Consider the following 23,742-nt stretch of genomic DNA (forward strand, 5'->3'; position numbering starts at 1 on the left):
TCGGACTCGCCCATGATTCAGGTTTGATTGGTCGGCGCCTGTCATCCAGCGAAGGTGACGATGAGACGCCTTGATGCGGCTCCAGAAATCAAGTTTCGACCTGGAATCGCCTTCGATGCCGGCGACGAGGTCCTTCATCGCTACGGCGCAACATCGGGTCCGGGACAGCGGGATCATGACGCACTTTCGTGCCTGGGATTTTTTAAGTTGCCGTCCATCAGCAGCGCCAGCGTATGCCTTGCGATCATCAGCCCCTCATCGGAAGACACGACGTAGACCGGAATGAGGCTCGCGGAAGACGATATCAGCTGCGAATGCCGTACATTCTCTGCCGCATCGAGTTTGACGCCGAGCCATGCGAGCTGCTCCGCTACGCGCGCACGAATCGACGCGGAGTTCTCGCCGATCCCGGCCGTGAAGACGAACGCGTCGAGCCCCTGCAACGCAGCCGCTAGCATGCCGGCATTGAGGCCGACCCGGTAAACGAAATAGTCGATGGCAAGCTTCGCGCTGGCGTCCTCGCTTGCCTCGAGCTCTCGCATGTCGTTGCTGATACCGGAGAAGCCCTTCAAGCCGCAATCGCGATAGAGGAAGTCATGGACCTTCGACGCCGACATTCCCTTTTCCGAGATGAGATAGAGCACCACGCCCGCATCGATCTGCCCTGGGCCCGTGCCCATTGGAAGCCCATCAAGCGCGGTGAAGCCCATGGTGCCCTCGACACTCCGTCCTCCGCTAAGCGCACACATCGAAGCCTCGCTTCCAAGATGCGCGACAATCACCCGTCCCGCCGCGATTTTCGGCGCGATTCTCGGCAAGGTCTTCGCGATCCATTCGTAGGACAGGCCGTGAAACCCGTAGCGTCGCACGCCCTCGGCATAAAGCCGATGCGGAATCGCATAATGGTCGGCGACTGCGGCACGCGTACGGTGAAATGCGGTATCAAAGCACGCGACCTGCGGGAGCATCGGGAATCTGGCGAGAATCGAACGGATCGGCGCAAGATTGTGCGGTTGATGAAGAGGCGCCAGCGCGGTGAACCGTTCCAGGCGCGCCACGACACCATGATCGATCAGGACCGAGCGGTCATGGTCCGGTCCGCCATGGACGACGCGATGCCCGATAGCGATGGGATCGATGCGAAGCTCATCCCGCAACCACGCGCCGGCGATGTCCATCCCGGCCGCAACATCCGGCACCGCTTCGATCGGATAGGCACGATGGGCAAGCGGATTGCCGCCGGGGCCGCTCGCCCGCAATCGCGGGCCGCTGCCGAGGCCGTCCACGCGCCCCTTGAGCTGCTGCCGCAGTCTTCCTTCTCCTTCGACCGAATAGACCTGAAATTTGACGCAGGAAGGGCCGGCATCGACGACAAGGATGGTGTCCATGGCGCTCACGCCGCAATCGGCGGAGCATGCCGGCGCCCCGCGTCGGCGGTGTATTCAAACGCCGCAACGACAAGTCCGAACATGGCATCACCGGGCAACGCACGCATTTCCACCGCCTTGTTGCGACCTCATCGTCGCATCGGCTTCATTCGAGGGCCTTCGCAACCGCCGACGTTGATGTAGGTCAACGCTCGACCGCAAGCTGCGCGCGCGGAGCACGATCCGTGCGGATCCAGGCGATCGTCAGCTCCCAGGCAACCGACAGAATGATCGGTCCGATGAAGAGGCCGATGATGCCATGGAAGAGGGTCCCCCCGATCACCCCGATCAGGATGACGAGCGCCGGCGTTGTCAGGCCGCGTCCCATGACGAGCGGCTTCAGGATGTTATCGAGCAAAGATACAGCTACGAGAAACACCGTCAGCAAAAGCGCGATCGGAAATTCCTTGTCGATCCATATCCAGATAATGACAGGCAGGATGACGATCGCGCCGCCGACCTGCACGATCGACAGCAACAACACCACGAACGCCAGCAGTCCCGCGACGCCGATGCCGGCCAGCTTGAACGCGATACCTGCCAGCAAGGATTGGACGATCGCGACGCCGATCACTCCCTGGGCGACTGCACGGATGGTGGTACCGGCGAGGTCCAGAAAGTGCTCGCTCTGGTCCGGCACGATCCGTGACAGAAAGTCACGACCCGCGGTCACGAGTTGCGGACCGTACGGAAACAGGACTCCGGCAACGACCACGGAAAGAAGGAACTTGACCGTTCCCACGCCTGCATCTCCGGCAAACCCAAGCAGGGTCGCGGCAAATGGCTTCAGGTAAGGCAACACTTCACGCAAGAGCGAGCGCAGATTGGTCGAGGCCTGATCCCAGAAATCGAATAGCTGAGGCCCGACGACCGGCCAATCCCTGAGAGATTGGGGTGGCGAAGGAACGTGCACCTCGCCTGCCGTCATTTGCCCGGCAAGATCCTTGATCCCATCGACAGCGCCCATGCCGAGCCAGGTTGCGGGCCCGATGAGAACGGCGAGGCTGACGAGGGTGAGAATTGCTGCCGCAAACTTCGGACGGCCGCCGAGGATTTTGGCAAGGCGCTGAAACACCGGATTGAGCGCGACGGCGAGAACCACGCTCCAGGCCAGGATCGGCACAAACGGACGGATCAGGAGCAGGGCCCAGACGATCAGCAGCGCGAGCAATCCCAACCGAATCACAAGCTGGGTGATCTCGTCTCCGGATATGATCTGGCGGAGTGTTCTCACGGACGCGCCTTCAGCCATGGCCACGCATGTTGCAGGCAAGCCTAGTCCCCGCCCTCGCGCGGCGATCTTGATCCAGATCAAGCCCCCTCGGTCGGCCGGGCGGTTCATGAGCCCGCTCGGAGCAAATCCACAAGAACCCGCATGTCGGACACCGCCAGATACAGTGCACGAGAGCACTTGCGCGACGGACGTTATGATGTTCCTCAAGGCAGCATTTGCAGCAACGCTTAGCGCCTATGGCGGCTTTGACGCGAGGCGGAGCCACTATTCCGGCTGGTCAATCCTGCTTCGGATTTGATCGAGCGCGGCGCTCTTGTCGTCGTCGTTCGCGCTCTGCGCCGCGGTTGCGCGGGCGCGGTACCTTTCATTGATCTGGATCAACTCGCAGGCAGAGTACAGCCATCGACTACGACTCCAAACAGAGGAGACCGCGTTGCAAGTTAGCGCCGTGAAAAATGAGGGCCGGCGTTGCTGCCGGCCCCCTGAAGAAGTCGGGCCGGGAGACGTCAGTACCTCGCGACGACCGGGCTGCCATAACTGCCGAAGCGATAGTTGAAGCGAACGGTGACCATATCCACGTCCTGGGTGATCCGATCGTTCACAAAGGCGGCAAGTCGCGGATCGGCGACCGTGAACGAATTGTTCCGATGCCCCATGAACAGATGGTCGTATTCGAGACCCACCGACCAGTTCGGGGTAAAGCCATACTCGAATCCAACACCAATGACACCACCCCAGCGGGTTGCGCTTTGCGCGGCGAGTTCGGCGCCGGACGCGGTGTCAAGGACGCTCAAGCGGTTGTCCGTCACCGCCGCGCCGCCCTTCACGTAGAGCAGTGACGCATTCCAGGCGTAACCGATCTGGCCGGTGAAAAGGCCGATGGCACTCGTTTTGGCGCGAGTAGAGAGGGTCGGATCGAAGAGGCTGACGCGCTGGTTACTGAGATCAGCCCAATCGCCCTGAGCTTCCAGACCAAACACCCACTGGCTGGCTTGCCAGCGATAACCGAGCTGGCCACCGATGACGCCACCGGATCGATCGCGGCAGCCGGAAGCGACGGCGACGCCAGCCGCGTCAAGGAAATCCACGCAGTTGTGGTTCTGAGCCCAACCACCATTGCCGCCAATATAGAAGCCAGTCCAATTGTAGATCGGAATAATCGGCGCCGGCGGCGGCGCTTTCACGGCCATGTCGGCAGCCATCGCGGAACCCGCGACGCCCAGTGCCACCAGTCCAACAGTTGTCAGCAGAAGCCTTTTCATCGTGCTTTCTCCTTGCCGGCCGCTTCTGATTGGTCGAAACGGCGGGTTTGTTGCAATGCAATCATCCCCCAACTTCCGGCTGAAACTCTACGGGCGAGGGCGCAATCTCCACGTGCCATAATGGCAACACTCAAGACATTTCAAATTCGGCGCGGAAACTCGACACTGATCTGTCTCGCCGGCGGGAGCCAACGAGTTGCCCGACGTCGAATACCGTAAAGCCGCCTTCCCGCCGAGGTTCGCTTCTCGTCATCGGCAAGGATCGGCCGTGATTGCGACGGCTATTTTTCCGGGTCGCGCTTGGCCTCGTGGCCGGTAACCTCGTCGCCCTGGCCTTGCTCGATCCAAGTCGGGATGTCGCTCGAGGGAATCAGACGCCGCGGCAGGAAGGGATTGAGCGTGCCTGCGAAGACGATCAATCCCTCGTTGAATTTCTCTCGCGCGAAGGTCTTCGCGTCGGACTCGCTCTCGAACGTGCGCGTTTCCCGGGGGCTTCGCCGCTTTGGCAAGGTCCCGCGCTTGTGCACCTCAAACGTGACGTACCAGGTCTGCGGCATCCGCAGGCGTCCAAATCGCGGTCAAGCGGACATGCGCCGACCAACCATGACCGGTGAGATCATGTCGGCGGCCTAGTGCGCCGCTCTTCGCGTCGCTCGGTCCGTCCTTTACGCCTTTCCTCGCGCCGCTCGGTACGGCCCACGCGACGCTCATGGCGGCGCTCGTGACGTGCTCCCCGCCTCTCCTGTCGTCGTTCCATGCCGACCGTCTGTGCCGGCGCTTCAGTTGCCAACAGGAAGGTCCCGGATGTCGCTATCCCAAGAGCAGCGGCCCATCCCAGCATCGAAAGAACCTCGCGGCGAGCGAGTCGTTCAAACCCTGACGTTTCACTCATGTCAGCAACTCCGGGTCTTGAGGACGTTTCAGTAGGCGATGCTTCGACGTGCATTCGTTGATCAGCGTCAACGGTCAGCGTCGCTGCCGTGGCGCGCAGACGACGCGAACGGAGATTGGACATGCTCACCACACATGGTCGCCGAACCAGCCATATTGCGGCGGTCGTGCCACGAGCCGGATGCGTCTTTCGATGTGTCTCCTTGCAATCTTGCTTTGACGCTGTGGTTTCGCTTCAGTCTTCATCGACTGGCGCGATTGCAGTCGTTCGGCATCGGGCGGTTGAATCTCCGCAAATGCCTCGCGCGCCGGCGTCTGCGGAGAATCGGCGCTCGGCGCGGCACCAAGCTCGGCCTTCGCGATCTCGATCGAGAAGATCGTGGGCTGGCTGGTGTCGAGAACGACCCGCTCTGGCAATTTCCGATCGGAATGGATGCGGATGGCAGCCGAGGGCCCTGGTCCGCCGTGTCCCGCGGGCCGATCCGGAAAACAGGCATCCGCAACGAAGAGTAACGCAAGCAACGTGCCGCCGGCACAGAGCAGATATTGCGAGACCGGCATTGTCAGCGCCATCGCCGCCGAAGATTTTCGCCTGGCAAGCAATGGACGGCGGCAGAATTGGCGAAGCAATGCAACCTGCATGGGCCTGGCTGCCTAAATCGAACCCGCCGTCGCATTTGCCGCGGCGCGTCCCTTGTGAGCACCTGCTGAGGCTTGCGAGACGGTCCACTTGGCACGTGCACGCATGCTGTAACTGCCGATTTTCATCGCACTTCCACCAAGCTTCGCTTGAGGCAGATCAACGGAGTTTCGCAACATTGCCTGGCGCAACGTCGCGCGGCCTGGTCAGTCCCGGTGACATGTCCCTTGGGACAATGACCACAAGGTCAATTGGCCAAGCGCGGCGCACGGCGTAAATTTCGTTTGCGTACATCGCGCTTCTGGCAGGGAGGGCCGATGATGAATCAGTTCGAGCTGAGTTCGCGCGCGGCACTTTGCCGGCAGCTTGCAAGCCAGGAGCCGGTCAACCGATCGGTCTGGATGGCCGAGGCAAGAAGCTGGTCATGCCTGTTGGACGAGACGCCTCATGGCGAGGACGGATCGAAAACCGACCTTGTCACCAAGTTATTTCTGGCGTTCGGAAAACTGTCGATGACGTCCCGGCACCGCTTTGCCGCAGCCGATATCGACCGGGCCTGTGTCGACTAGAATTGTCGCGAAGAGCCCGGCGTCCGAAACGCGCCCCGCGTGATCCGGCGAAATGCACAAGGGTGGGCCGTGGAGCTATGGCTACAGCGGCTGGACCGACTATGCGGCTCGCAACGGAATCGGCTGCGTCCCCGGCTCATTGGTGAAGGGCGGCGATGGCATCATGTACGTATGTCAATAAAGCCCGAGAACGGCACGATGGGCGGAGCTCATAAGCCGCTCATCGTGCCAAGCTACACTCACGCGGCGCCGGCTGTGCGGGGCGAATAGCATGACCTATGTTCTGATTGTCGTCAGCTGGCTCGGCGTTGCCAATGGCGCCGTGATATCGACGCAAGAATTTTCGAGTGCAGAGCGTTGCGAAGCAGCCCGGACGGCACTTATGGAATACGCGAAGGCGCGCAGCACCGACGAGACGCTTAGACCCCTTTGCGTGCAGAAGTAAAAGAGCTGCGTGGAGTGACGCGTGGGCCCGAATTCCGATGAAAGCGTCTTCGCGTTTTCGCCTACGCTTACCAGCTACGCGATTTTCTTCGGTTCTTTGACCTTGATCAATAGTTCGGGCACCGGTCCATGGAGCGATCCACATTCACTCTCACAGTACGGAGACTATCATGAAGCGTGGCATGCTCACCAAAATATCACTCGCGGTTGCCGTGGTCGCCCTCGGAGTGTCTGGTTCAATTGGCTGGTCGGCCGACGAAGGCCTTTCGCTCTCGCTAAGCCAGGCAGAAGCACGGGTCGGGCGGCCCCTGACACCCGTGTCGGTAGCCGGCGTTGCACGCCGCACGACCAGGCGCGCGGTGGTCGGTGGTGCGGCCGTCGGCGCGGCCGCGGCCGGCACGGCATGTGTCCGCGTGCTGGTCAACGGAGCCTATGTCTGCCGCTGATAGCCGGCGTTGCCGTCTGAACACCGCATCCCGCGGGATGACGTTCCTGCGGGATGTGCGCTTCAGGTCCGCGCGCGATTGATTGGGGCCAACAACGTAGGAACTCCAATGGCAGTGCCCCGCTGCCCCGCGAACGAATTCTGCCGGTGCCAGATATGCGCAACGGCGCGCAATCGTGCGCAAAATCGCGGGTTCGCGTAGGAATCGTGCAAGTGGCGGAGAGAGTGGGATTCGAACCCACGGTACGGTTTCCCGCACACACGCTTTCCAAGCGTGCGCCTTAAGCCACTCGGCCATCTCTCCGGAGCGCACTCTCTTGAAGGGGCGCCGATGATTTTGCAAGGGATCGCGGGGAAATCGGGTGAAATTTCCGTAAGATATTGTATTATAAAGACAATATCAGGCGCCATTGCAACGCTCGGAACCGCCACCGGCTGAACCGGCGGCGGGTTTGGCGCGACGATTCACTCAAGACCGTCAAACAAGACCGGGGCATCATGACCATCCGCGACACCATCGCCACGCTGAGCCTGATTTCGGCCCTTGCCGCCGCCTTCGCCGTACCGGCCGCCGCACAGGTCTGCACCCGGCAAGGGGTCGACGTCAGCTGTGACGACGGACGGCGCGGGATGCTTTCGGGCGATGCCATCCTCTGGCCGGACGGCACGCGCTCGAGCGCGACGCCACATCAAAGCGTCATCATCGGCAACAAGAGCTCGGTGCATGTCGGGCCCGGCGTGTTCGTCGGCCAGGGCAAGGGCATGGTGCCGCTCGACGATCCGAACGCGCCGAACAAGCGGCAGTGCGCGATTCTGGAGGGCGTGTCGTACTGTTATTGAGGTTCTCGTCTTCACCTAGCCCCTGCCCTTCCCCGCAAAGAACGGCGAGAGGGAGACTAAATCAACCGCACGCCCGAGATCGCCGACTTCAGCCAGCGCAACGCCTGCGGCGGCTGTGCTGTAAGCGGCGCTACCGCGGCCTTCTCCGTCCGGCACTTCTCCAGTTCAGCGACGAAATCCGCCGACCATTGCTGGATGGTGTGGCCGCGCAGCTTCTTCATCATCGCATCCCAGCGCATCTTGCGCTCGGTGAGCGGCATCGCGGCCGCGATCGCGATCGCGCGCGCCATGCCGTCGATGTCGTGCGGATTGACCAGCAGGGCGGCATCGAGCTCGTTGGCCGCGCCGGCGAATTTCGACAGCACCAGCACGCCGGGATCGGCCGGGTTTTGCGCGGCGACGTATTCCTTGGCGACCAGGTTCATGCCGTCGTGCAGCGGCGTCACTACGCCGATCTGCGCGGTGCGATAGAGACCCGCGAGCACGGCCTGGCTAAAGCCCTTGTTGAGATAGCGGATCGGTGTCCAGTCGGCCTCACCGTGGCGGCCGTTGACGTCGGACACGAGACGGGCGACTTCGTTCTGGAGGTTGCCATAGACCTCGATGGCACCGCGCGAGGGATTTGCGATCTGCAACAGCGAGATGCTGCGCGAGAATTGCGGATGCTCGGTCCAGAGCCGGTCGAACGCGCTGATGCGGTTGACCAGGCCCTTGGAATAGTCGAGCCGGTCGACGCCGATCGCGAGCCGCTCGCCGTTGAGGCTGCGGCGCAGCCTCGACACGTCGGGATGCGAGGCCGACTTCGCCGCGTATTGCGCGAACTTCTCTGCATCGATGCCGATCGGAAAGACCTCGCAGCGAGTTCGGCCATGCTGCGAGATCGCAACGCCGTCCTCGACAACGAGACCCAGCTCGCCCGCGACATAGCCGAGAAAATTCTGGCAATCGTCATTGGTCTGGAAGCCGAGCAGATCGTAGGCCAGCATCGCCGTGATCAGCTCGCGATGATTGGGCACGCCCTGCATCACCGCAGCGACCGGCCACGGCGTATGCAGGAAGAAGCCGATCGGATCGTCGACGCCGAGTTCCCGCAGCTCCGCGCCGAGCGCTAGGAAATGATAATCTTGCACCCAGAACGCGGTTTTTGCTTTCCGGAAGCGCATCAAGGCGCGCGCCATGAAGGCGTTGACCTCGCGATAGCTGACATAGTCATCACGCGAGACGCGGATCAGATCGCTGCGCGAGTGCAGCGCCGGCCACAGCGCCGAATTGGCAAAGCCTTCGTAATAGCCGCCATAGTGCGCCGCCGGCAGATCCAGCGTCGCGATCGCGCCAGAACCCAGTGCTTCGATCTCGGCGAACGGCTCCTTTTGATGACCGTCACGCACGCGGCCCGAGGAACCCACCCAGATCGCACCCGAATTTTCCACGACAGGTAACAAAGCCGCCGCGAGACCGCCCGTCATGGGCTCGTTGGGCTTGCCGCGCGCGACGCGATTCGAAACGACGACTAAGTTCACAGGTCGTCCCCTCCAGTTTCATTCCACCCCATTTAACTGCCGTTCATCAATATGGTTCCTGATCATCCTTTGCACCAATTGAAACCAAAATCGGGCGTGCGCGTTGGAACCGGTTTACCTCCAGGGAACCCGACGATTTCGCTACATAAAGTGGGCATCGGAACTGTGGGCGGGCAGCATGAAGTGGCCGCGCTGGAGATTGCGCGCGCGATAATGCGGCTTTGAGATGTCGATGCCTTATTCCAACCTTGTGTCGTCGAGCAGCCGCGCGAGGAACGCGCGCACATCGTTCGGCGCATCGAAATGGCCGTTGACACCAATGGCGCGGCGGCCGACCGAGAAGGCGAGCCCGTTCATGTCGGGCATGATCGCGAACACGGTCTCGTCGGTAACATCGTCGCCGATGAAGATCGGACGGCGTCCCTTGAAAGGCTCGTGCTTCATCAACTCGCGCACGCCCGTCGCCTTGGTGAAACCGGAGTGCTTGATCTCGCAAACGAACTTGCCGGGCAGCACCTCGATCGGCGCATTGGGCAGGTCGGCGCGGATCAGCGAAACGGCTTCATAGATCGCTTTCTCCGCATGCGGCGCAAGGCGATAGTGCAGCGCCAGCGAATACCCCTTGTCTTCGAGCAGAATGCCGGGACTGAGCTTGGCAACCGCCGCGAGCCGCCGCTTCAACTCCTTGTCCAGCGGCGGCGCGTTGACGGCATCTGCTTCGTTGTCCATCGAAAGCCGCATCTCCGCGCCGTGGCCGGCGACGGCGCGAAATACATCGGGCGCGAAGATCAGGTCGATGTCGTTGAGCGAACGGCCGCTGACCATCGCCAGTGCGCCCGACGTGCGCTCCGTCAGCCGGTTCAGCGTTTTCGACAGGCCTGGCGGCACCCACACCTCGCGCGGCGTCGGCATCAGGTCGAGCAGCGTGCCGTCGATGTCGAGCAGGATCGCTGTTTCATTGAGATGCGGCACGAGTGCGTGAGGCACCGGCACCGCATCGGGCGCTTCATCGTCGACCATGGCGCGCTTTTGATCCAATTCAGCCAGTTCCGATTTCATAGTCTACTCCATGGAGGCAAGCGGCCGCGCGATTTCTTCGAGCGATTTGCGTTCCGCCGAGACGGCATAGCGCCACGCCACGATCGCGGCCGCGATCATCAGGAATGCTCCCAGCAAATAGCCGGCGAACACGCTCGTGCGTGATCCCGTGTCGATCAGCGCACCGAACAGCGCGGGGCCGATCACGCCGCCGATGCCGGTGCCGATCGCGTAGAAGATCGCGATCGCCAGCGCGCGAACCTCCAGGGGAAACGTCTCGCTGACGGTGAGATAGGCGGCACTCGCGGCGGGCGAGGCAAAGAAGAAGATCACCATCCAGGCAATGGTCTGCCCCTGCGCGCTCAGGGCGCCGATCGAGAACAGATAACCTGACAGCGCCAGCAACAGGCCCGACGCGCCATAGGTGAACATGATCATGGTGCGGCGGCCGAGCGTATCGAACAGGCGGCCGAGCAGCAACGGACCGAGGAAATTGCCGGCGGCGAACGGGAGCAGATACCAGCCGACATGATCGGCGCTGATCCCGTAAAAATCGGTCAACACCAGCGCAAAGGTGAAAAAGATGGCGTTGTAGAAGAAGGCCTGCGCGATCATCAGCACGAGGCCAACCATCGCCCGCTGGCGATAGACTGAGAACAGCGTCTGCATCACTTCACGGATCGGCGTATGGTCGCGCATCTTCAGGCGGATCTTGGCGAAGCGCCCGTCGCTCGTATCCTGATCGTGTCCAATCACCGAGCGCTCGATCTCGTCGACGATCGCGTGGGCCCGGTCGGGACGGCCGTGGATCATCAGCCAGCGCGGACTCTCCGGAATCCACATCCGCATCAAGAGCACGACGAGGCCTATGGCAGCGCCGATGAGATAAGCGAGGCGCCAGCCGAGATCGGGGGCGATCACCGCGGGATCGAGCAGCACGATGGCCGCCACGGCGCCCATGGCAGCACCGATCCAGAAGCTGCCATTGATGACGAGATCGGTCCAACCGCGATAGCGCGCCGGCACCAGTTCCTGGATGGTCGAATTGATCGCGGTGTATTCGCCGCCGATGCCGGCGCCGGTGAGAAAGCGAAACAGCGCGTAGCTCGCGACGTCCCATGACAGGGCGGTCGCGGCCGTTGCCGAGAGATAGAGTGCGAGCGTGATGAAGAACAGCTTCTTGCGGCCGATGCGGTCGGTGAGCCAGCCGAAACCGAGCGCGCCGAACACCGCACCCGCGAGATAGGCGGAATTGGCAATGCCGAGATCGAGATTGGAGAAATGCAGCGTGGGACTCTGCTTCAGCGCACCGGAGAGCGCGCCGGCCAGCGTCACCTCGAGGCCATCCAGAATCCAGGTGATGCCGAGCGCGAGCACGACGCGCGTGTGAAAGCCGCTCCACGGCAGCGCGTCAAGCCGTGCGGGAATGCTGGTCTCGATGATGCGATCGGCCGCGGTCGCCGTGGAGACCACAGGTCCATCGTTCGGCGCTGGGCTTCGCTGCAATTCCATCGCGTTGTTGCATCTGACCAATGGACATGGCCCCGGTTCACATGACGTGGACGGGGGCGATCCGATCAAGGGGGTGCGGCATTCCGCCTGCCACCTGCGACAACGTCTGCGGCGAGGGCAGGTTCCCGCAGGAACGACCGTTCGCGCCGCCGGTTTTCGGTGGAGCTGCAAGGAGTTGACGCATGGCTCATGTCAGAAAGACGACACATTCTCGCAAAACAGCGGCGCGCAAGAGCACCAAGCGCGCCGCACCGAAGCGCTGGTCACAGCGCGTGACGAAGGAGAGCGACGCGCTCGACCTCAGACAAGGCGTGTTCAAGCTGACCAGCGCGAAGAAGATCGCGACCTCGCTGAAGCGCTCGGCCGAGCACAGCGCGCGCCGCAAGACCGGCGCCTACCGCTCGGCGCTGTCGATGCTGACGTTCTACATCAACCGCGCCGGCAAGACGCTGCCGCAGACGCAGCGCACGCGGCTGGAGCGAGCAAAGGTGGAGCTGAAGCGGGTGTTCGGGAGGAAGTGAGTTTTCGCTTTTTACTCCGCCGTCGTCCCGGCGAAGGCCGGGACCCATAACCACAGGGAGCGGTTTGGCGAAGACTAGTGGTTCGATACGTCCACCTTCCACAATCGATCGATCACGCGGTATGGGTCCCGGCCTTCGCCGGGACGACATTGGAAGTCGTGGTGCGGCAGCGGAACGCTACGCCGCCCGGATATTCCCCATGAAGCGGTCGAGCTCGGCACGCAGCCGGGTGCTTTCGGATGACAGCGTCTTGGCCGAGTGCAGCACCTCTTCCGAAGCCGAGCCGGTTTCGGCGGCGCCGCGATTGACCTGACCGATGTCGGTGGCGGCGGTCTGAGTGCCCTGCGCGACGGTTTGGACGCTGCGCGCGATTTCCTGCGTCGCCGCGCCTTGCTGCTCCACGGCGCTCGCAATCGAGGTCGAGATCGACGAGATCTGGCCGATGGTCGCGCCGATCTCCTTGATCGCCGCAACCGACTCGGCGGTGGCGCCCTGCATGCCCGTGATGTGCGAGGAAATCTCGTCGGTCGCCTTCGCGGTCTGGCTTGCCAGCGACTTCACTTCGCTGGCCACCACGGCGAAGCCGCGGCCGGCATCGCCGGCGCGTGCCGCCTCGATGGTCGCGTTGAGCGCCAGAAGATTGGTCTGCTCGGCGATCGCCGTGATGAGCTTGACGACTTCGCCGATCTGCTGGGCCGCATGCGAGAGCTTGCCAATGCGGCTATCGGTCTCCTTTGCCTGCACCACGGCGGCCTCTGCGATACGGCTGGAATCGCGCACCTGGCGGCCGATCTCCTCGACCGAGGCCGAGAGCTCTTCCGTCGCGGTCGCCACCGACTGCATGTTGCTGGAGGCCTGCTCGGAGACGTCGGCGACCTGGCTCGACAGACTCTGCGTGGTCTCGGCGGTGCGGGTCAGCGTCGAGGCCGCCGATTCCAGCTGCACGGCAGAGGCCGAGACGTTGGAGACGATGGCGCCGACCGCGCTCTCGAAATCGTCGGCGAAACGGATCAGTTCGGAGCGGCGAGCAGCGCTTGCCTCCCTGTTCTGGACTTCGCTCGCGGCGGCATCGCGCTCGGCCTTGGCCACGGCCTGCACCTTGAATTCTTCTACCGCGCCGGCCATCTCGCCGATCTCGTCCCTGCGGCCCAAGCCCGGCAGCACGACGTCGAAATTGCCCGAGGCAAGCTCGCGCATCGCCTTGCACATCGCGATCATCGGACGCGAAATGCCGGTGCCGAGCAGGAAAGCGAGGACCGCGCCGAGCAGCGTGCCGCCGACAGCCAGCATCAGCACCAGTTGCTCGGTCTTCCCGATGGTCGCTTCCGATTCGGACTCCAACCGCTGCTGTTCGGCAACGAGGTCCGCCTTCATGGCGGTGGCGCCCTGAAGGATCGCGCCGGCCGAGCCGCTCATCTCGGTGACGAGATCGTCGACCATCTTGGCGTTGGCGATCAGCTTCTCCAGCGCTTCGCGATAGGCCCCTAACAGCGCCTTGGCGTCCTTCAGGCCGGCGACGATCTTGTCGTCCATGGAATAGACCGCGCCGAGCGAGTTCTCGACGAATTTCAGCCGCGCCAGCGCGCTGGTCGCGATCGCCTGGTCGGACGTCAGCACGAAATTGGTGGCCGCCCCGCTCGCGGTCTGGAACTGGGCGTTGACCTGCTTGGTCCCGAACTCGATCGCCTGCGCCTCGGAATCGGAGGCATTGTTGCCGATGTCGTCGAGCTTGTATTTCAGGAGGTTGGCGTTGCGCATGAGTTGGTTCTGCACCAGCAGCGCACTGTCACGCTTGGCCTGGAGGACTTTTGCGAAGGTCGCGGAGAAGTTGGAAAACTCCTTGGCGAGCTTGCCCAGACTTTCCTGCCGCGCCGGCTTCTTGGCGCTCTTGATGGCCTGGTCAATGGCGCTCTTCAGGCCGGTCTCCGCGTCCAGCGCCGTCTTGGCGTCGTCCTCCTTGCCGGTGACGACGAAATATTTGACGGCCGAGCGATAGGCTAGCAGCTCCCGGTCGATGTTGCGGGCGAGATCGGCCTCGGTGACGCTGGTGCGGTAGGACCCGACCCCGGACGAGACCCGCTCGAAGCCAAAATAGGAGAAAGCCATGCTGCCGGCGGAGATCACCAGCACGGCGGTAAAGCCCAGAATGATCTTGGCGCGGAACCTGAGGGTCGGCATTATTGTGCGCTTCGAGGAAGACGCGATACGCCCGGACATTCCCACCCCCATTTACTGTCAGCCGCGATCCGGTGGCGCCCCGCCCCCTGACCTGGCTGCGCAAAACTAAGGCAGAATCGATAAGGGGCGGTAAATTCGGCGCGCCCGCGGAGTTTCCGGCTGGATCGGCCAAGGCGAACGGCATGGGAATATAGAGGCTGGCCTCCCAGGCCGGTCCGGCGCGGCGTTCCAATCCGGTCGACTAGCCCCCCAAATCAACGCAGGCCCCTCTGGATCAATGACTTTTCCATGACGCGGGCGAGCAAAATCCTAGTTGCAAAGTTCCGGGTCGCTGTCTCTAATTAGAAATAATCAAAATCGATCCCGGGAGGACTTCAACCGTGTCTACAGTCAAACTGACGGTGAACGGCAAGGCCGTTGCTGTCGACGTCGAGGACCGCACGCTGCTGGTTCAGCTGCTGCGGGACCACCTCAACCTCACCGGAACCCATGTCGGCTGCGATACCAGCCAGTGCGGCGCCTGCGTCGTCCATATGGACGGCAAGGCAGTCAAATCCTGCACCATGCTGGTGGGCCAGGCCGACGGCGCCAGCATCACCACGATCGAAGGCATCGCCAAGGGCGACGAGCTGCACCCGATGCAGGCCGCCTTCCGCGACAATCACGGCCTGCAGTGCGGCTATTGCACGCCGGGCATGATCATGTCGGCGATCGACATCGTGCACCGCTATGGTGGCCAGCTCGACGAGGCCACCGTCCGCCACGAGCTCGAAGGCAATATCTGCCGCTGCACCGGCTACCACAACATCGTCAAAGCCGTACTGGACGCGGCAGGCCGCATGAAGGTCTCGCAGGCGGCCGAGTAAGCGGCCCGCCTCGAAATAAGAACCATCGCTGCCGCTTTCGAGGGAAAGCGCGGTCAAGACAAATTCCGGTCGGGAGGACCAGTCATGGGTGTTGAAGGCATTGGCGCGCGCGTCGTGCGCAAGGAAGACAAGCGTTTCATTACCGGCAAGGGCCGCTACGTCGACGACATCAAATTGCAGGGCATGACCCATGCCCATTTCATCCGCAGCCCGCACGCGCATGCCAAGGTGAAGGGGATCGATTCCTCCGCCGCGCTGAAGATGCCGGGCGTGGTCGCGGTGCTGACGGGCCAAGAGATCGTCGACGACAAGGTCGGCAACCTCATCTGCGGCTGGGCCATCACCTCCAAGGACGGCAGCCCGATGAAGATGGGCGCCTGGCCGGCGATGGCGCCGGAGACGGTGCGTTTCGTCGGTCAGGCCGTCGCAGTCGTGATCGCCGAGAGCAAAAATCTCGCACGCGACGCGGCCGAAGCCGTGGTCGTGAACTATGAAGAGCTGCCCGCGGTCGCCGACGTCCACGCCGCGATCAAGTCCGGCGCGCCGCAGCTCCATCCCGAAGCTCCCGGCAACCAGGTTTATGACTGGGTGATCGGCGACGAGGGCGCCGCGGATGCCGCCATCGCCAAGGCCGCCAACGTGGTGAAGCTCGACGTCACCAACAACCGCCTCGCGCCGAACGCAATGGAGCCGCGCGCGGCGATTGCCGATTACGATTCGGCGGAAGAGCATTTCACGCTCTACACGACGTCGCAGAACCCCCACGTCGCCCGCCTCGTGCTGTCGGCGTTCTACAACATCGCACCCGAGCACAAGCTGCGCGTGATCGCGCCCGACGTCGGCGGCGGCTTCGGCTCGAAAATCTTCATCTATCCGGAAGAGATGGTGGCGCTGTGGGCCTCGAAGAAGGTCGGCCGTCCCGTGAAATGGACCGGCGACCGCACCGAAGCCTTCCTCACCGATGCGCATGGCCGCGACCATGTCACCCATGCCGAGATGGCGTTCGACGCCAACAACAAGATCATCGGGTTGAAGGTGAAGACCTATGCCAATTTCGGCGCCTACATGTCGTTGTTCTCGTCATCGGTGCCGACCTATCTTTACGCGACGCTGCTGTCGGGCCAGTACAACATCCCGGCGATTCATGCCGAGGTGATCGGGGTCTACACCAACACCACGCCGGTCGATGCCTATCGCGGCGCCGGCCGCCCCGAGGCGAGCTATCTGATCGAACGGCTGATGGAGACGGCGGCGCGGCAGTTGAAGGTCGATCCGGCCGCGCTGCGCCGGACCAACTTCATCACCCAGTTCCCGCACCAGACGCCGGTGATCATGGCTTATGACACCGGCGACTTTAACGCCTCGCTCGATGCCGCGATGAAGGCGATCGACTATGCCGGCTTTGCCGGGCGCAAGGCCAAGGCGAAGGCCGAAGGCAAGCTGCGCGGCATCGGCGTGTCCTGCTACATCGAGGCCTGCGGCATCGCGCCGTCGAAGGCCGTCGGCAGCCTGGGCGCCGGCGTCGGCCTGTGGGAATCCGCCGAGGTACGGGTCAACCCGGTCGGCACCATCGAGGTCCTGACGGGATCGCACAGCCACGGCCAGGGTCACGAGACCACGTTCTGCCAGCTCGTCGCGGAGCGCCTCGGCGTTCCCATCAGCCAGGTCTCGATCGTCCATGGCGACACCGACAAGGTGCAGTTCGGCATGGGCACCTACGGCTCGCGCTCCGCGGCCGTCGGCCTCACCGCGATTCTGAAGGCGATGGAGAAGATGGAATCCAAGGCCAAGAAGATCGCCGCGCATGCGCTGGAAGCTTCGGAAGGCGACATCGTCATCGAGAACGGCGAGTTCAAGGTGGCCGGGACCGACAAGGCGATCGCCTTTCCGATGGTCGCGCTCGCGGCCTACACCGCCCACAATCTGCCTGACGGGATGGAGCCGGGCCTGAAGGAAAGCGCCTTCTATGACCCGACCAACTTCACCTTCCCGGCCGGCACCTATATCTGCGAGCTTGAGGTCGATGCCGGCACGGGCAAGACGTCCTTCGTCAACTTCGTCGCAGCCGACGATTTCGGCCGGCTGATCAACCCGATGATCGTTGAAGGGCAGGTTCATGGCGGTCTTGTGCAAGGCATCGGACAAGCGTTGCTTGAGCACGCGATCTACGACGCCAACGGGCAGCCGGTCACGGCCTCGTTCATGGACTACGCCATGCCGCGCGCAGACGACGTTCCCTCGTTCAATCTCTCCCACACCACGACGCTGTGCCCGGGCAATCCGCTCGGCATCAAGGGTTGCGGTGAGGCCGGCGCGATCGGCGCCTCTGCGGCCGTGATCAACGCGATCACGGATGCGATCGGCAAGAACAATCTGGAAATGCCCGCAACCCCGGATCGGGTGTGGCGCACGATCCACGCGGCTTAAGGGAGGAACGAAGATGTACCAGACCGTTTATCATCGCGCGTCCTCGGTTGACGAAGCCGTCAGCCTCTTCTCCAAGAGTAGCGAAGCAAAGTTCCTCGCCGGCGGCCAGACGCTGCTGCCGGTGATGAAGCAACGCCTCGCCAGCCCCTCCGACGTCATCGACCTCGGCAAGATCAAGGAGCTGCAGGGCGTTGAGCTCTCGGGCGACGTGCTGACCATCAAGGCCGGCACGACCTATTTCGACATCATGCAGAATGCCGATGTGAAGAAGGCGATTCCCGCAATCGCCTATCTGACCTCGGTGCTTGGGGACCCCGCCGTGCGCTATCGCGGCACGATCGGCGGCTCGATCGCCAACAACGATCCCGCCGCGGATTATCCGGCCGCGCTGCTCGCGCTCGGCGCCACCGTGAAGACCAACAAGCGGTCGATTGCGGCGGATGACTTCTTCCAGGGCCTGTTCACGACGGCGCTGGAAGACGGCGAGATCATCACCGCCGTGTCGTTCCCGGTTCCGGCGAAGGCAGGCTACGAAAAAATGCGCCACCCTGCGTCTCGCTTCGCGCTGACCGGCGTGTTCGTCGCGCAGACGAAGTCGGGCGAGATTCGGGTGGCCGCCACCGGTGCCTCGGAAAGCGGTGTGATGCGGGTCCCCGCAATCGAAACGGCGGTGAAGGCGAATTGGTCACCGTCGGCGATCGACAGCGTGAGCATTCCGGCGAGCAATCTGCTGGCCGACATCCACGGCACGGCGGAGTATCGCGCCAACCTGATCAAGGTGATGGCGCAGCGCGCGGTGGCTGCCGCAGGCTGATCATCGCGCTTTAGCGCCTCAACACAAATCTTCCGCGGCGCGCAGAAATGCGCGCCGCTTTTATTATGCGCCCATGCATGAAAAGCGCTTGCCTCGCTGGCGTGAAGGCGAGAAAAGTTAATCAGCCAATTAACTCGCCCACAGAGGAATGTCCGAGCGATTGCCGAGCAATCGGCATCCGCCCGCGACCCGAGGAAACAACGACGTGCTCGACAAATCAGCCCCCACCTCCTCCGTTCGCACCTCCGGCCCGCTCGCGGGCTTCCGCATCGTCGAATTCGCCGGCATCGGACCCGGCCCGTTCGCCTGCATGATGCTGGCCGACATGGGCGCCGATGTCGTCACGCTCGATCGGGTCGGCGCCAAGAAGAGCATGAAGTCGGTCGCAGGCCGCGGCCGCAAGGTGGTCGAGCTCGACCTCAAGGACAAGGCGGCGATCGCGGAGGTGCTCGACCTGCTTGCGAATGCCGACGCGCTGGTCGAGGGTTTCCGTCCGGGCGTGATGGAGCGGCTGGGCCTCGGGCCTGATGTGGTGCTCGCACGCAATCCAAAGCTGGTCTACGGCCGCATGACCGGCTGGGGCCAGCAAGGCCCGCTCGCCAATGCCGCCGGCCACGACATCAACTACATCTCCATCACCGGCGCGCTCGCCGCGATCGGCACGAAGGAAGCGCCGGTGCCGCCGCTCAACCTGGTCGGCGATTTCGGCGGCGGCGCACTCTATCTCGTCGTCGGCGTGCTTGCGGCACTGCTGGAGGCCTCGAGGTCAGGCAAGGGTCAGGTCGTCGATGCCGCGATGTGCGACGGCGCGGCATCGCTGATGTCGTTCTTCTTCGACATGACCACGATCGGCCGCTGGACCGAAGGCCGCAACCAGAACTTCCTCGACGGCGGCGCGCATTTCTACGGCGTCTACGAATGCGCCTGCGGCCATTTCGTCTCGATCGGCTCGATCGAGCCGCAGTTCTACGCGCTGCTGCGCGAGCACGCCGGCCTGACCGACGCCGATTTCGATGCGCAGATGGACCGCAAGGCCTGGCCCGCGCTGAAGGAAAAACTGAAGACGGTGTTCAAGAGCAAGACGCGCGAGGACTGGTGCAAGATCATGGAAGGCACCGACATCTGCTTCGCGCCGGTGCTGACCATGTCGGAAGCGACCGAGCATCCGCACATGGTCGCGCGGCAGGTGTTTGTGGAGCGCCACGGCGTGAAACAGCCCGGGCCGGCGCCGCGATTCTCGCGTACGCCGTCGGCCGTGCGGGAACCGGAGGGCGCGGAGATCGGGGCGGTGACGAAGGCGTGGGCGGGGCGTTAAGATCTTCGCTGTCGCATCACACTCCGCCGTCGTCCCGGCGCAGGCCGGGACCCATAACCATAGGACATCGTGGTTACGGGGACTCGGAGCTATCGTTGTCGCGCCAAACTTCTCCCAGGGGGTATGGGTCCCGGCCTTCGCCGGGACGACACCTGTGGGGTGGCAGTAGCTCGTGCCAAACGCGACCTACGCCGCATTCCCCACCTTCAACACCCCGCGCCGGATCTGGTCCTCCTCGATCGATTCGAACAGCGCCTTGAAATTGCCTTCGCCGAAGCCGTCGTCGCCCTTGCGCTGGATGAACTCGAAGAAGATCGGGCCGATCGCGTTGGCCGAGAAGATCTGCAGCAGCACCTTGGTCTGGCCGCCGTCGACCACGCCTTCGCCGTCGATCAGGATGCCGTTGGTCTGAAGCCGCGCGACGTCCTCACCATGCTTGGGCAGGCGCGCGTCGATCCGCTCGAAATAGGTCTTGGGCGGCGCGGGCATGAAAGGCAGGCCGGCTTCGCGCAGGCCTTCGATGGTGCGATAGATATCGCGGCAACCGCAGGCGACGTGCTGGATGCCTTCGCCGCGATAGATATTGAGATACTCCTCGATCTGGCCGGAATCGCCGGCGTCCTCGTTGATCGGAATCCGGATCTTGCCGTCGGGGCTCGTCAGCGCCCGCGAGAACAGGCCTGAGGCGCGGCCCTCGATGTCGAAGAAGCGGATCTGGCGGAAGTTGAAGAGCTTTTCGTAAAAGCCGGTCCAGACGTCCATGCGGCCGCGATGGACGTTGTGGGTGAGGTGATCGAGATAGAACAGGCCGGCGCCGGCGGGCCGTGGATCGCGCGCACCCAGCCATTCGAACTCGCTGTCATAGGCCGACCCCTTGGCGCCGTAGCGATCGACGAAGTAGAGGAGGCTGCCGCCGATGCCCTTGATCGCGGGGACGTCGAGCGTCTTCTGCGCGGCTGACACATCGGCAGGTTCGGCGCCGAGCGAAATCGCGCGGTCATAAGCGACCTTCGCGTCAACGACGCGAAACGCCATCGACGGCGCACAGGGGCCGTGCGCGGCGACGAAATCGTGACCGTGGGTCCCCGGCTCCTCGTTGACGAGGTAATTGATGTCACCCTGGCGATAGACCGTGATCGTCTTGGTCTTGTGGCGCGCGACAGGCGCATAGCCCATCAGCTTGAACAGCGCGTGCAATTCTTCGGGATTGGGATGCGCATATTCGACGAACTCGAACCCGTCGGTGCCCATCGGATTGTCGGCGCTGATCGTGGCCGGCGGTGCATCGTGCGGAAACGGACCCATGGTGCTCTCCCAAATTGCTGCTGCCATGAACTATCCTTCATGGCGCCTGCAATGAGCGTGCAAATAGGACGTCATTTGGCTATCTTGCGCACGATCTGTGCACAGAACGGGACAATTGCGCATGACTTTGGTGGATGCCTTCGACCTCAAGATCCTGGGCGCGCTCCAGGACGACGGCCGCCTCACCAACCAGGAACTGGCCGACATCGCAGGGCTCTCGGCCTCGCAATGCTCGCGCCGGCGGATGCGGCTGGAGGAGGAGAAGGTGATATCGGGCTACCACGCCGATCTCTCCAGCGAGGCGCTGGGCTTCGGCGTGATCGCCTTCATCCAGGTGACGCTGGCGACCCACTCACCGGACAATTCGAAACGCTTCCGAACGCTGGTCAATCGAATCGACGAGATCCAGGAGGCCTATTCGCTCACGGGCGACGCCGACTATGTGCTGAAAGCCGTGCTGCGCGACCTGAAGGGTCTCTCCAATCTCGTCAACGACGTGCTGATGCCGCACCAGAGTGTGGCGCATGTGCGCTCTTCGATCGTGCTCGACAGGCTGAAGGAAAGCACGCGGCTGCCGCTGAAGGAGCTGAAGGCTGGCTGAAATCGAGGGAACTACGGCATTCGCGCTCCACGTCCGATCTGCGATGATCCCGGCCAATCTGCGGAAACTCAGCCATGGCCCTCCAGCTTCGACCGAACTGTGAATATTGCGACCGCGACCTGCCGCCGAACGCGGCGGATGCGCGGATCTGCTCCTATGAATGCACGTTCTGTGCGGACTGCGTGGAGACGAAACTATCCAACGTCTGCCCGAACTGCGGCGGCGGTTTTGCGCCGCGCCCAATAAGGCCAACGCGGGAATGGCGACCGGGCGTGTGCACGATCAAGCAGGCGCCGTCGGACAAGCGGGTGCATCTGAAGTACGGCCTGGAGGACGTCGCGGCGCATTGCGCAAGAATACGCGACGTACCGCCGGAGAAGAGGTGAACTGCCTCTCCGCCGTCATTGCGAGCGAAGCGAAGCAATCCAGACTGTCTCCGAGGAAGCAGTCTGGATTGCTTCGTCGCAAGGGCTCCTCGCAATGACGGAGAATGCAGAGAGAGCTCGGCCCTACTCCGCCGGCAAAATCGTCCCCTCGACCTCGCCAAAGCCGACGCGATAGCTGCTGCCCTGGCACCAGCCGCGCATGACGAGGCTGTCGCCGTCTTCCAGGAACGACCGCTTGATGCCGCCGGGCAATTCCACCGGCTCGGTGCCGTTCCAGCTGATCTCCAGCAGGCTGCCGCGCTGGTTCTTCTCCGGGCCGGAGATCGTACCGCTCCCCAAGAGATCTCCGACATTCATGGCGCAGCCGGAGGAGGCGTGGTGCATCAGCTGCTGCACCGACGACCAGTACATGTACCTGAAATTGGTGCGGCTGATACCGGCAGGCGCGTTGGCTCCGGCGGCGCGCAAGGAGACGTCGAGTTCGAGATCGTAGTTCTGCGGCTTGCCCTGCCTGAGGTAATCGAGCGGCACCGGCTCCTGCTCCGGCCCTTTCAGCCGAAACGGCTCCAGCGCCTCACGCGTCACCACCCACGGACTGATCGAGGTCGCAAACGCCTTGGCGAGGAACGGGCCAAGCGGCACATACTCCCATTGCTGGATGTCGCGCGCGCTCCAGTCGTTGAGCAGCACGAAGCCGAAGATCATCTCCTCGGCCTGTTGCTCCGTGAGCATGCCACCCATCGGCGAGGGCTGCCCGACCACGACGCCCATCTCCAGCTCGAAATCGAGCCGCTTGCAGGGCGCAAAGCTCGGCACCTCGACATTGGGCGGCTTCAGCTGCCCGCGCGGCCGCTTCACCTTGGTGCCCGACACCACGACCGTGGACGCGCGGCCGTTATAGCCGATCGGCATGTGCAGCCAGTTCGGCTGCAGCGCATTGTCCTTGCCGCGGAACATGACACCGACATTGGTGGCGTGCTCTTTCGACGAATAGAAATCGGTGTAGCCGGAGACCGCGAAAGGCAGATGCAGGTTCGCGTCCCGCATCGGGACCAAAGCCTGCTTGCGCAGCTCCTCGTTGTCGCGCAGCTCTGGATGATCGTGGCGCAACAGCTCGCTGATCCGCGCCCGCGTCTTCGCCCAGATCTTTGGCCCCAGCGCCATGAAGGGATTGAGCGACGGCGTCGCGAACACACCGAGCGGCCCGACATCGAGCCGGGAATCCTGCTCGAGCTCCCAGAGATCGAGCACGTAATTGCCGATCGCCACGCCGACACGCGGCGTCGGATTGGCCGCGGTCGAGAACACGCCGTAAGGCAGGTTCTGGATCGGGAAGTCGGAGGCGAGATCGACGTCGATGAAGGAGCGGAGGCTGGGGTCGTTGGGGTGGGACACGGGATTCTCCGAGCTCGAGACCGTCATGGCCGGGCTTGTCCCGGCCATCCACGATCTTTCTTCTGCACTTCAACACGTGGATGCCCGGGACATCTAGCGCGAAGGCGCGCTT

Annotated in this window: 22 protein-coding genes and 1 tRNA gene; 11 read left to right on the forward strand and 12 right to left on the reverse strand. The window is 63.1% G+C overall.

Going from position 1 to position 23,742, the window contains the following annotated elements; translation table 11 throughout:
• Positions 1–173: 173 nt before the first annotated feature.
• From JQ591_RS31780 to JQ591_RS31800, 5 genes are all read right to left on the reverse strand, one after another.
• Complete coding sequence (locus JQ591_RS31780; RefSeq protein WP_211399910.1) at positions 174–1,388, reverse strand: acetate/propionate family kinase; 1,215 nt, start codon at positions 1,386–1,388, stop codon at positions 174–176.
• Between the two features lie 184 nt (positions 1,389–1,572).
• Positions 1,573–2,679 (reverse strand): AI-2E family transporter, encoded by a 1,107-nt coding sequence (locus JQ591_RS31785; protein ID WP_249137947.1) that lies wholly within the window; start codon positions 2,677–2,679, stop codon positions 1,573–1,575.
• 488 nt (positions 2,680–3,167) lie between these two features.
• Positions 3,168–3,923: an outer membrane protein gene (locus tag JQ591_RS31790; RefSeq protein WP_211399912.1), complete on the reverse strand. Its 756-nt coding sequence runs from the start codon at positions 3,921–3,923 to the stop codon at positions 3,168–3,170.
• 281 nt (positions 3,924–4,204) lie between these two features.
• Positions 4,205–4,480 (reverse strand): hypothetical protein, encoded by a 276-nt coding sequence (locus JQ591_RS31795; RefSeq protein WP_211399913.1) that lies wholly within the window; start codon positions 4,478–4,480, stop codon positions 4,205–4,207.
• 460 nt (positions 4,481–4,940) lie between these two features.
• Complete coding sequence (locus JQ591_RS31800) at positions 4,941–5,456, reverse strand: hypothetical protein (RefSeq protein ID WP_249137940.1); 516 nt, start codon at positions 5,454–5,456, stop codon at positions 4,941–4,943.
• A gap of 249 nt (positions 5,457–5,705) precedes the next feature.
• Here JQ591_RS31800 and JQ591_RS31805 point away from each other — a divergent pair, with 249 nt between their 5' ends.
• The 3 genes from JQ591_RS31805 (at position 5,706) to JQ591_RS31815 (ending at position 6,913) form a co-directional block, all read left to right on the forward strand.
• A complete protein-coding gene (locus tag JQ591_RS31805; protein WP_211399914.1) occupies positions 5,706–6,023 on the forward strand; it encodes a hypothetical protein in 318 nt (105 codons plus the stop codon).
• Between the two features lie 271 nt (positions 6,024–6,294).
• Positions 6,295–6,468 carry a hypothetical protein gene (locus JQ591_RS31810; RefSeq protein ID WP_211399915.1) on the forward strand — a complete coding sequence of 58 codons (174 nt, stop codon included), beginning with the start codon at positions 6,295–6,297 and terminating at the stop codon, positions 6,466–6,468.
• A gap of 169 nt (positions 6,469–6,637) precedes the next feature.
• Positions 6,638–6,913: a hypothetical protein gene (locus tag JQ591_RS31815; protein ID WP_211399916.1), complete on the forward strand. Its 276-nt coding sequence runs from the start codon at positions 6,638–6,640 to the stop codon at positions 6,911–6,913.
• Between the two features lie 213 nt (positions 6,914–7,126).
• On the opposite strand, the gene JQ591_RS31820 is transcribed toward JQ591_RS31815, so the two are convergent.
• Positions 7,127–7,216 (reverse strand) — tRNA-Ser (locus tag JQ591_RS31820).
• A 194-nt stretch (positions 7,217–7,410) separates the two neighbouring features.
• On the opposite strand from JQ591_RS31820, the gene JQ591_RS31825 reads away from it, so the two are divergent.
• A complete protein-coding gene (locus tag JQ591_RS31825) occupies positions 7,411–7,752 on the forward strand; it encodes a hypothetical protein (protein WP_211399917.1) in 342 nt (113 codons plus the stop codon).
• Positions 7,753–7,808: 56 nt separating this feature from the next.
• On the opposite strand, the gene JQ591_RS31830 is transcribed toward JQ591_RS31825, so the two are convergent.
• The 3 genes from JQ591_RS31830 to JQ591_RS31840 form a co-directional block, all read right to left on the reverse strand.
• Complete coding sequence (locus JQ591_RS31830; RefSeq protein WP_211399918.1) at positions 7,809–9,272, reverse strand: trehalose-6-phosphate synthase; 1,464 nt, start codon at positions 9,270–9,272, stop codon at positions 7,809–7,811.
• Positions 9,273–9,509: 237 nt separating this feature from the next.
• A complete protein-coding gene (gene otsB, locus JQ591_RS31835) occupies positions 9,510–10,331 on the reverse strand; it encodes a trehalose-phosphatase (RefSeq protein WP_211399919.1) in 822 nt (273 codons plus the stop codon).
• Positions 10,332–10,334: 3 nt separating this feature from the next.
• Positions 10,335–11,822, reverse strand: coding sequence for an MFS transporter (locus JQ591_RS31840; protein WP_211399920.1), 1,488 nt, complete (start codon positions 11,820–11,822; stop codon positions 10,335–10,337).
• Between the two features lie 182 nt (positions 11,823–12,004).
• Here JQ591_RS31840 and JQ591_RS31845 point away from each other — a divergent pair, with 182 nt between their 5' ends.
• On the forward strand, positions 12,005–12,343 hold the full coding sequence (locus JQ591_RS31845) for a DUF3175 domain-containing protein (protein ID WP_211399921.1): 339 nt from the start codon (positions 12,005–12,007) through the stop codon (positions 12,341–12,343).
• 177 nt (positions 12,344–12,520) lie between these two features.
• On the opposite strand, the gene JQ591_RS31850 is transcribed toward JQ591_RS31845, so the two are convergent.
• Complete coding sequence (locus tag JQ591_RS31850; protein WP_211399922.1) at positions 12,521–14,560, reverse strand: methyl-accepting chemotaxis protein; 2,040 nt, start codon at positions 14,558–14,560, stop codon at positions 12,521–12,523.
• A gap of 341 nt (positions 14,561–14,901) precedes the next feature.
• On the opposite strand from JQ591_RS31850, the gene JQ591_RS31855 reads away from it, so the two are divergent.
• The 4 genes from JQ591_RS31855 to JQ591_RS31870 all read left to right on the forward strand — a co-directional run bounded on the left by JQ591_RS31855 (position 14,902) and on the right by JQ591_RS31870 (position 19,943).
• A complete protein-coding gene (locus JQ591_RS31855; RefSeq protein ID WP_211399923.1) occupies positions 14,902–15,387 on the forward strand; it encodes a (2Fe-2S)-binding protein in 486 nt (161 codons plus the stop codon).
• An 84-nt stretch (positions 15,388–15,471) separates the two neighbouring features.
• Entirely contained in the window at positions 15,472–17,814 is a 2,343-nt protein-coding gene (locus JQ591_RS31860) for a xanthine dehydrogenase family protein molybdopterin-binding subunit (protein WP_211399924.1), read from the forward strand.
• Positions 17,815–17,827: 13 nt separating this feature from the next.
• Complete coding sequence (locus tag JQ591_RS31865) at positions 17,828–18,628, forward strand: FAD binding domain-containing protein (protein WP_211399925.1); 801 nt, start codon at positions 17,828–17,830, stop codon at positions 18,626–18,628.
• A 205-nt stretch (positions 18,629–18,833) separates the two neighbouring features.
• Positions 18,834–19,943: a CaiB/BaiF CoA transferase family protein gene (locus JQ591_RS31870; protein WP_211399926.1), complete on the forward strand. Its 1,110-nt coding sequence runs from the start codon at positions 18,834–18,836 to the stop codon at positions 19,941–19,943.
• A 186-nt stretch (positions 19,944–20,129) separates the two neighbouring features.
• Here JQ591_RS31870 and hppD read toward each other — a convergent pair whose 3' ends face one another.
• Complete coding sequence (gene hppD / locus JQ591_RS31875) at positions 20,130–21,248, reverse strand: 4-hydroxyphenylpyruvate dioxygenase (RefSeq protein WP_211399987.1); 1,119 nt, start codon at positions 21,246–21,248, stop codon at positions 20,130–20,132.
• Positions 21,249–21,369: 121 nt separating this feature from the next.
• On the opposite strand from hppD, the gene JQ591_RS31880 reads away from it, so the two are divergent.
• Together JQ591_RS31880 and JQ591_RS31885 are read left to right on the forward strand one after the other, a co-directional pair.
• Positions 21,370–21,849 carry an Lrp/AsnC family transcriptional regulator gene (locus tag JQ591_RS31880; RefSeq protein WP_211399927.1) on the forward strand — a complete coding sequence of 160 codons (480 nt, stop codon included), beginning with the start codon at positions 21,370–21,372 and terminating at the stop codon, positions 21,847–21,849.
• A 74-nt stretch (positions 21,850–21,923) separates the two neighbouring features.
• A complete protein-coding gene (locus tag JQ591_RS31885; RefSeq protein ID WP_211399928.1) occupies positions 21,924–22,235 on the forward strand; it encodes a DUF1272 domain-containing protein in 312 nt (103 codons plus the stop codon).
• A gap of 123 nt (positions 22,236–22,358) precedes the next feature.
• Here JQ591_RS31885 and fahA read toward each other — a convergent pair whose 3' ends face one another.
• On the reverse strand, positions 22,359–23,630 hold the full coding sequence (gene fahA / locus JQ591_RS31890; protein WP_211399929.1) for a fumarylacetoacetase: 1,272 nt from the start codon (positions 23,628–23,630) through the stop codon (positions 22,359–22,361).
• Positions 23,631–23,742: the final 112 nt, after the last annotated feature.

This window comes from Bradyrhizobium canariense, from assembly GCF_018130465.1.
GTDB lineage: Bacteria > Pseudomonadota > Alphaproteobacteria > Rhizobiales > Xanthobacteraceae > Bradyrhizobium > Bradyrhizobium canariense_C.

Excerpts from the sequence above, each read along its gene's own strand:
- JQ591_RS31780 (WP_211399910.1), bottom strand. The coding sequence starts at position 1,388 with ATGGACACCATCCTTGTCGTCGATGCCGGCCCTTCCTGCGTCAAATTT.
- JQ591_RS31785 (WP_249137947.1), bottom strand. The coding sequence starts at position 2,679 with ATGGCTGAAGGCGCGTCCGTGAGAACACTCCGCCAGATCATATCCGGA.
- JQ591_RS31790 (WP_211399912.1), bottom strand. The coding sequence starts at position 3,923 with ATGAAAAGGCTTCTGCTGACAACTGTTGGACTGGTGGCACTGGGCGTC.
- JQ591_RS31795 (WP_211399913.1), bottom strand. The coding sequence starts at position 4,480 with ATGCCGCAGACCTGGTACGTCACGTTTGAGGTGCACAAGCGCGGGACC.
- JQ591_RS31800 (WP_249137940.1), bottom strand. The coding sequence starts at position 5,456 with ATGCAGGTTGCATTGCTTCGCCAATTCTGCCGCCGTCCATTGCTTGCC.
- JQ591_RS31810 (WP_211399915.1), top strand. The coding sequence starts at position 6,295 with ATGACCTATGTTCTGATTGTCGTCAGCTGGCTCGGCGTTGCCAATGGC.
- JQ591_RS31815 (WP_211399916.1), top strand. The coding sequence starts at position 6,638 with ATGAAGCGTGGCATGCTCACCAAAATATCACTCGCGGTTGCCGTGGTC.
- JQ591_RS31825 (WP_211399917.1), top strand. The coding sequence starts at position 7,411 with ATGACCATCCGCGACACCATCGCCACGCTGAGCCTGATTTCGGCCCTT.
- otsB (WP_211399919.1), bottom strand. The coding sequence starts at position 10,331 with ATGAAATCGGAACTGGCTGAATTGGATCAAAAGCGCGCCATGGTCGAC.
- JQ591_RS31840 (WP_211399920.1), bottom strand. The coding sequence starts at position 11,822 with ATGGAATTGCAGCGAAGCCCAGCGCCGAACGATGGACCTGTGGTCTCC.
- JQ591_RS31845 (WP_211399921.1), top strand. The coding sequence starts at position 12,005 with ATGGCTCATGTCAGAAAGACGACACATTCTCGCAAAACAGCGGCGCGC.
- JQ591_RS31850 (WP_211399922.1), bottom strand. The coding sequence starts at position 14,560 with ATGTCCGGGCGTATCGCGTCTTCCTCGAAGCGCACAATAATGCCGACC.
- JQ591_RS31860 (WP_211399924.1), top strand. The coding sequence starts at position 15,472 with ATGGGTGTTGAAGGCATTGGCGCGCGCGTCGTGCGCAAGGAAGACAAG.
- JQ591_RS31865 (WP_211399925.1), top strand. The coding sequence starts at position 17,828 with ATGTACCAGACCGTTTATCATCGCGCGTCCTCGGTTGACGAAGCCGTC.
- hppD (WP_211399987.1), bottom strand. The coding sequence starts at position 21,248 with ATGGGTCCGTTTCCGCACGATGCACCGCCGGCCACGATCAGCGCCGAC.
- JQ591_RS31880 (WP_211399927.1), top strand. The coding sequence starts at position 21,370 with ATGACTTTGGTGGATGCCTTCGACCTCAAGATCCTGGGCGCGCTCCAG.
- JQ591_RS31885 (WP_211399928.1), top strand. The coding sequence starts at position 21,924 with ATGGCCCTCCAGCTTCGACCGAACTGTGAATATTGCGACCGCGACCTG.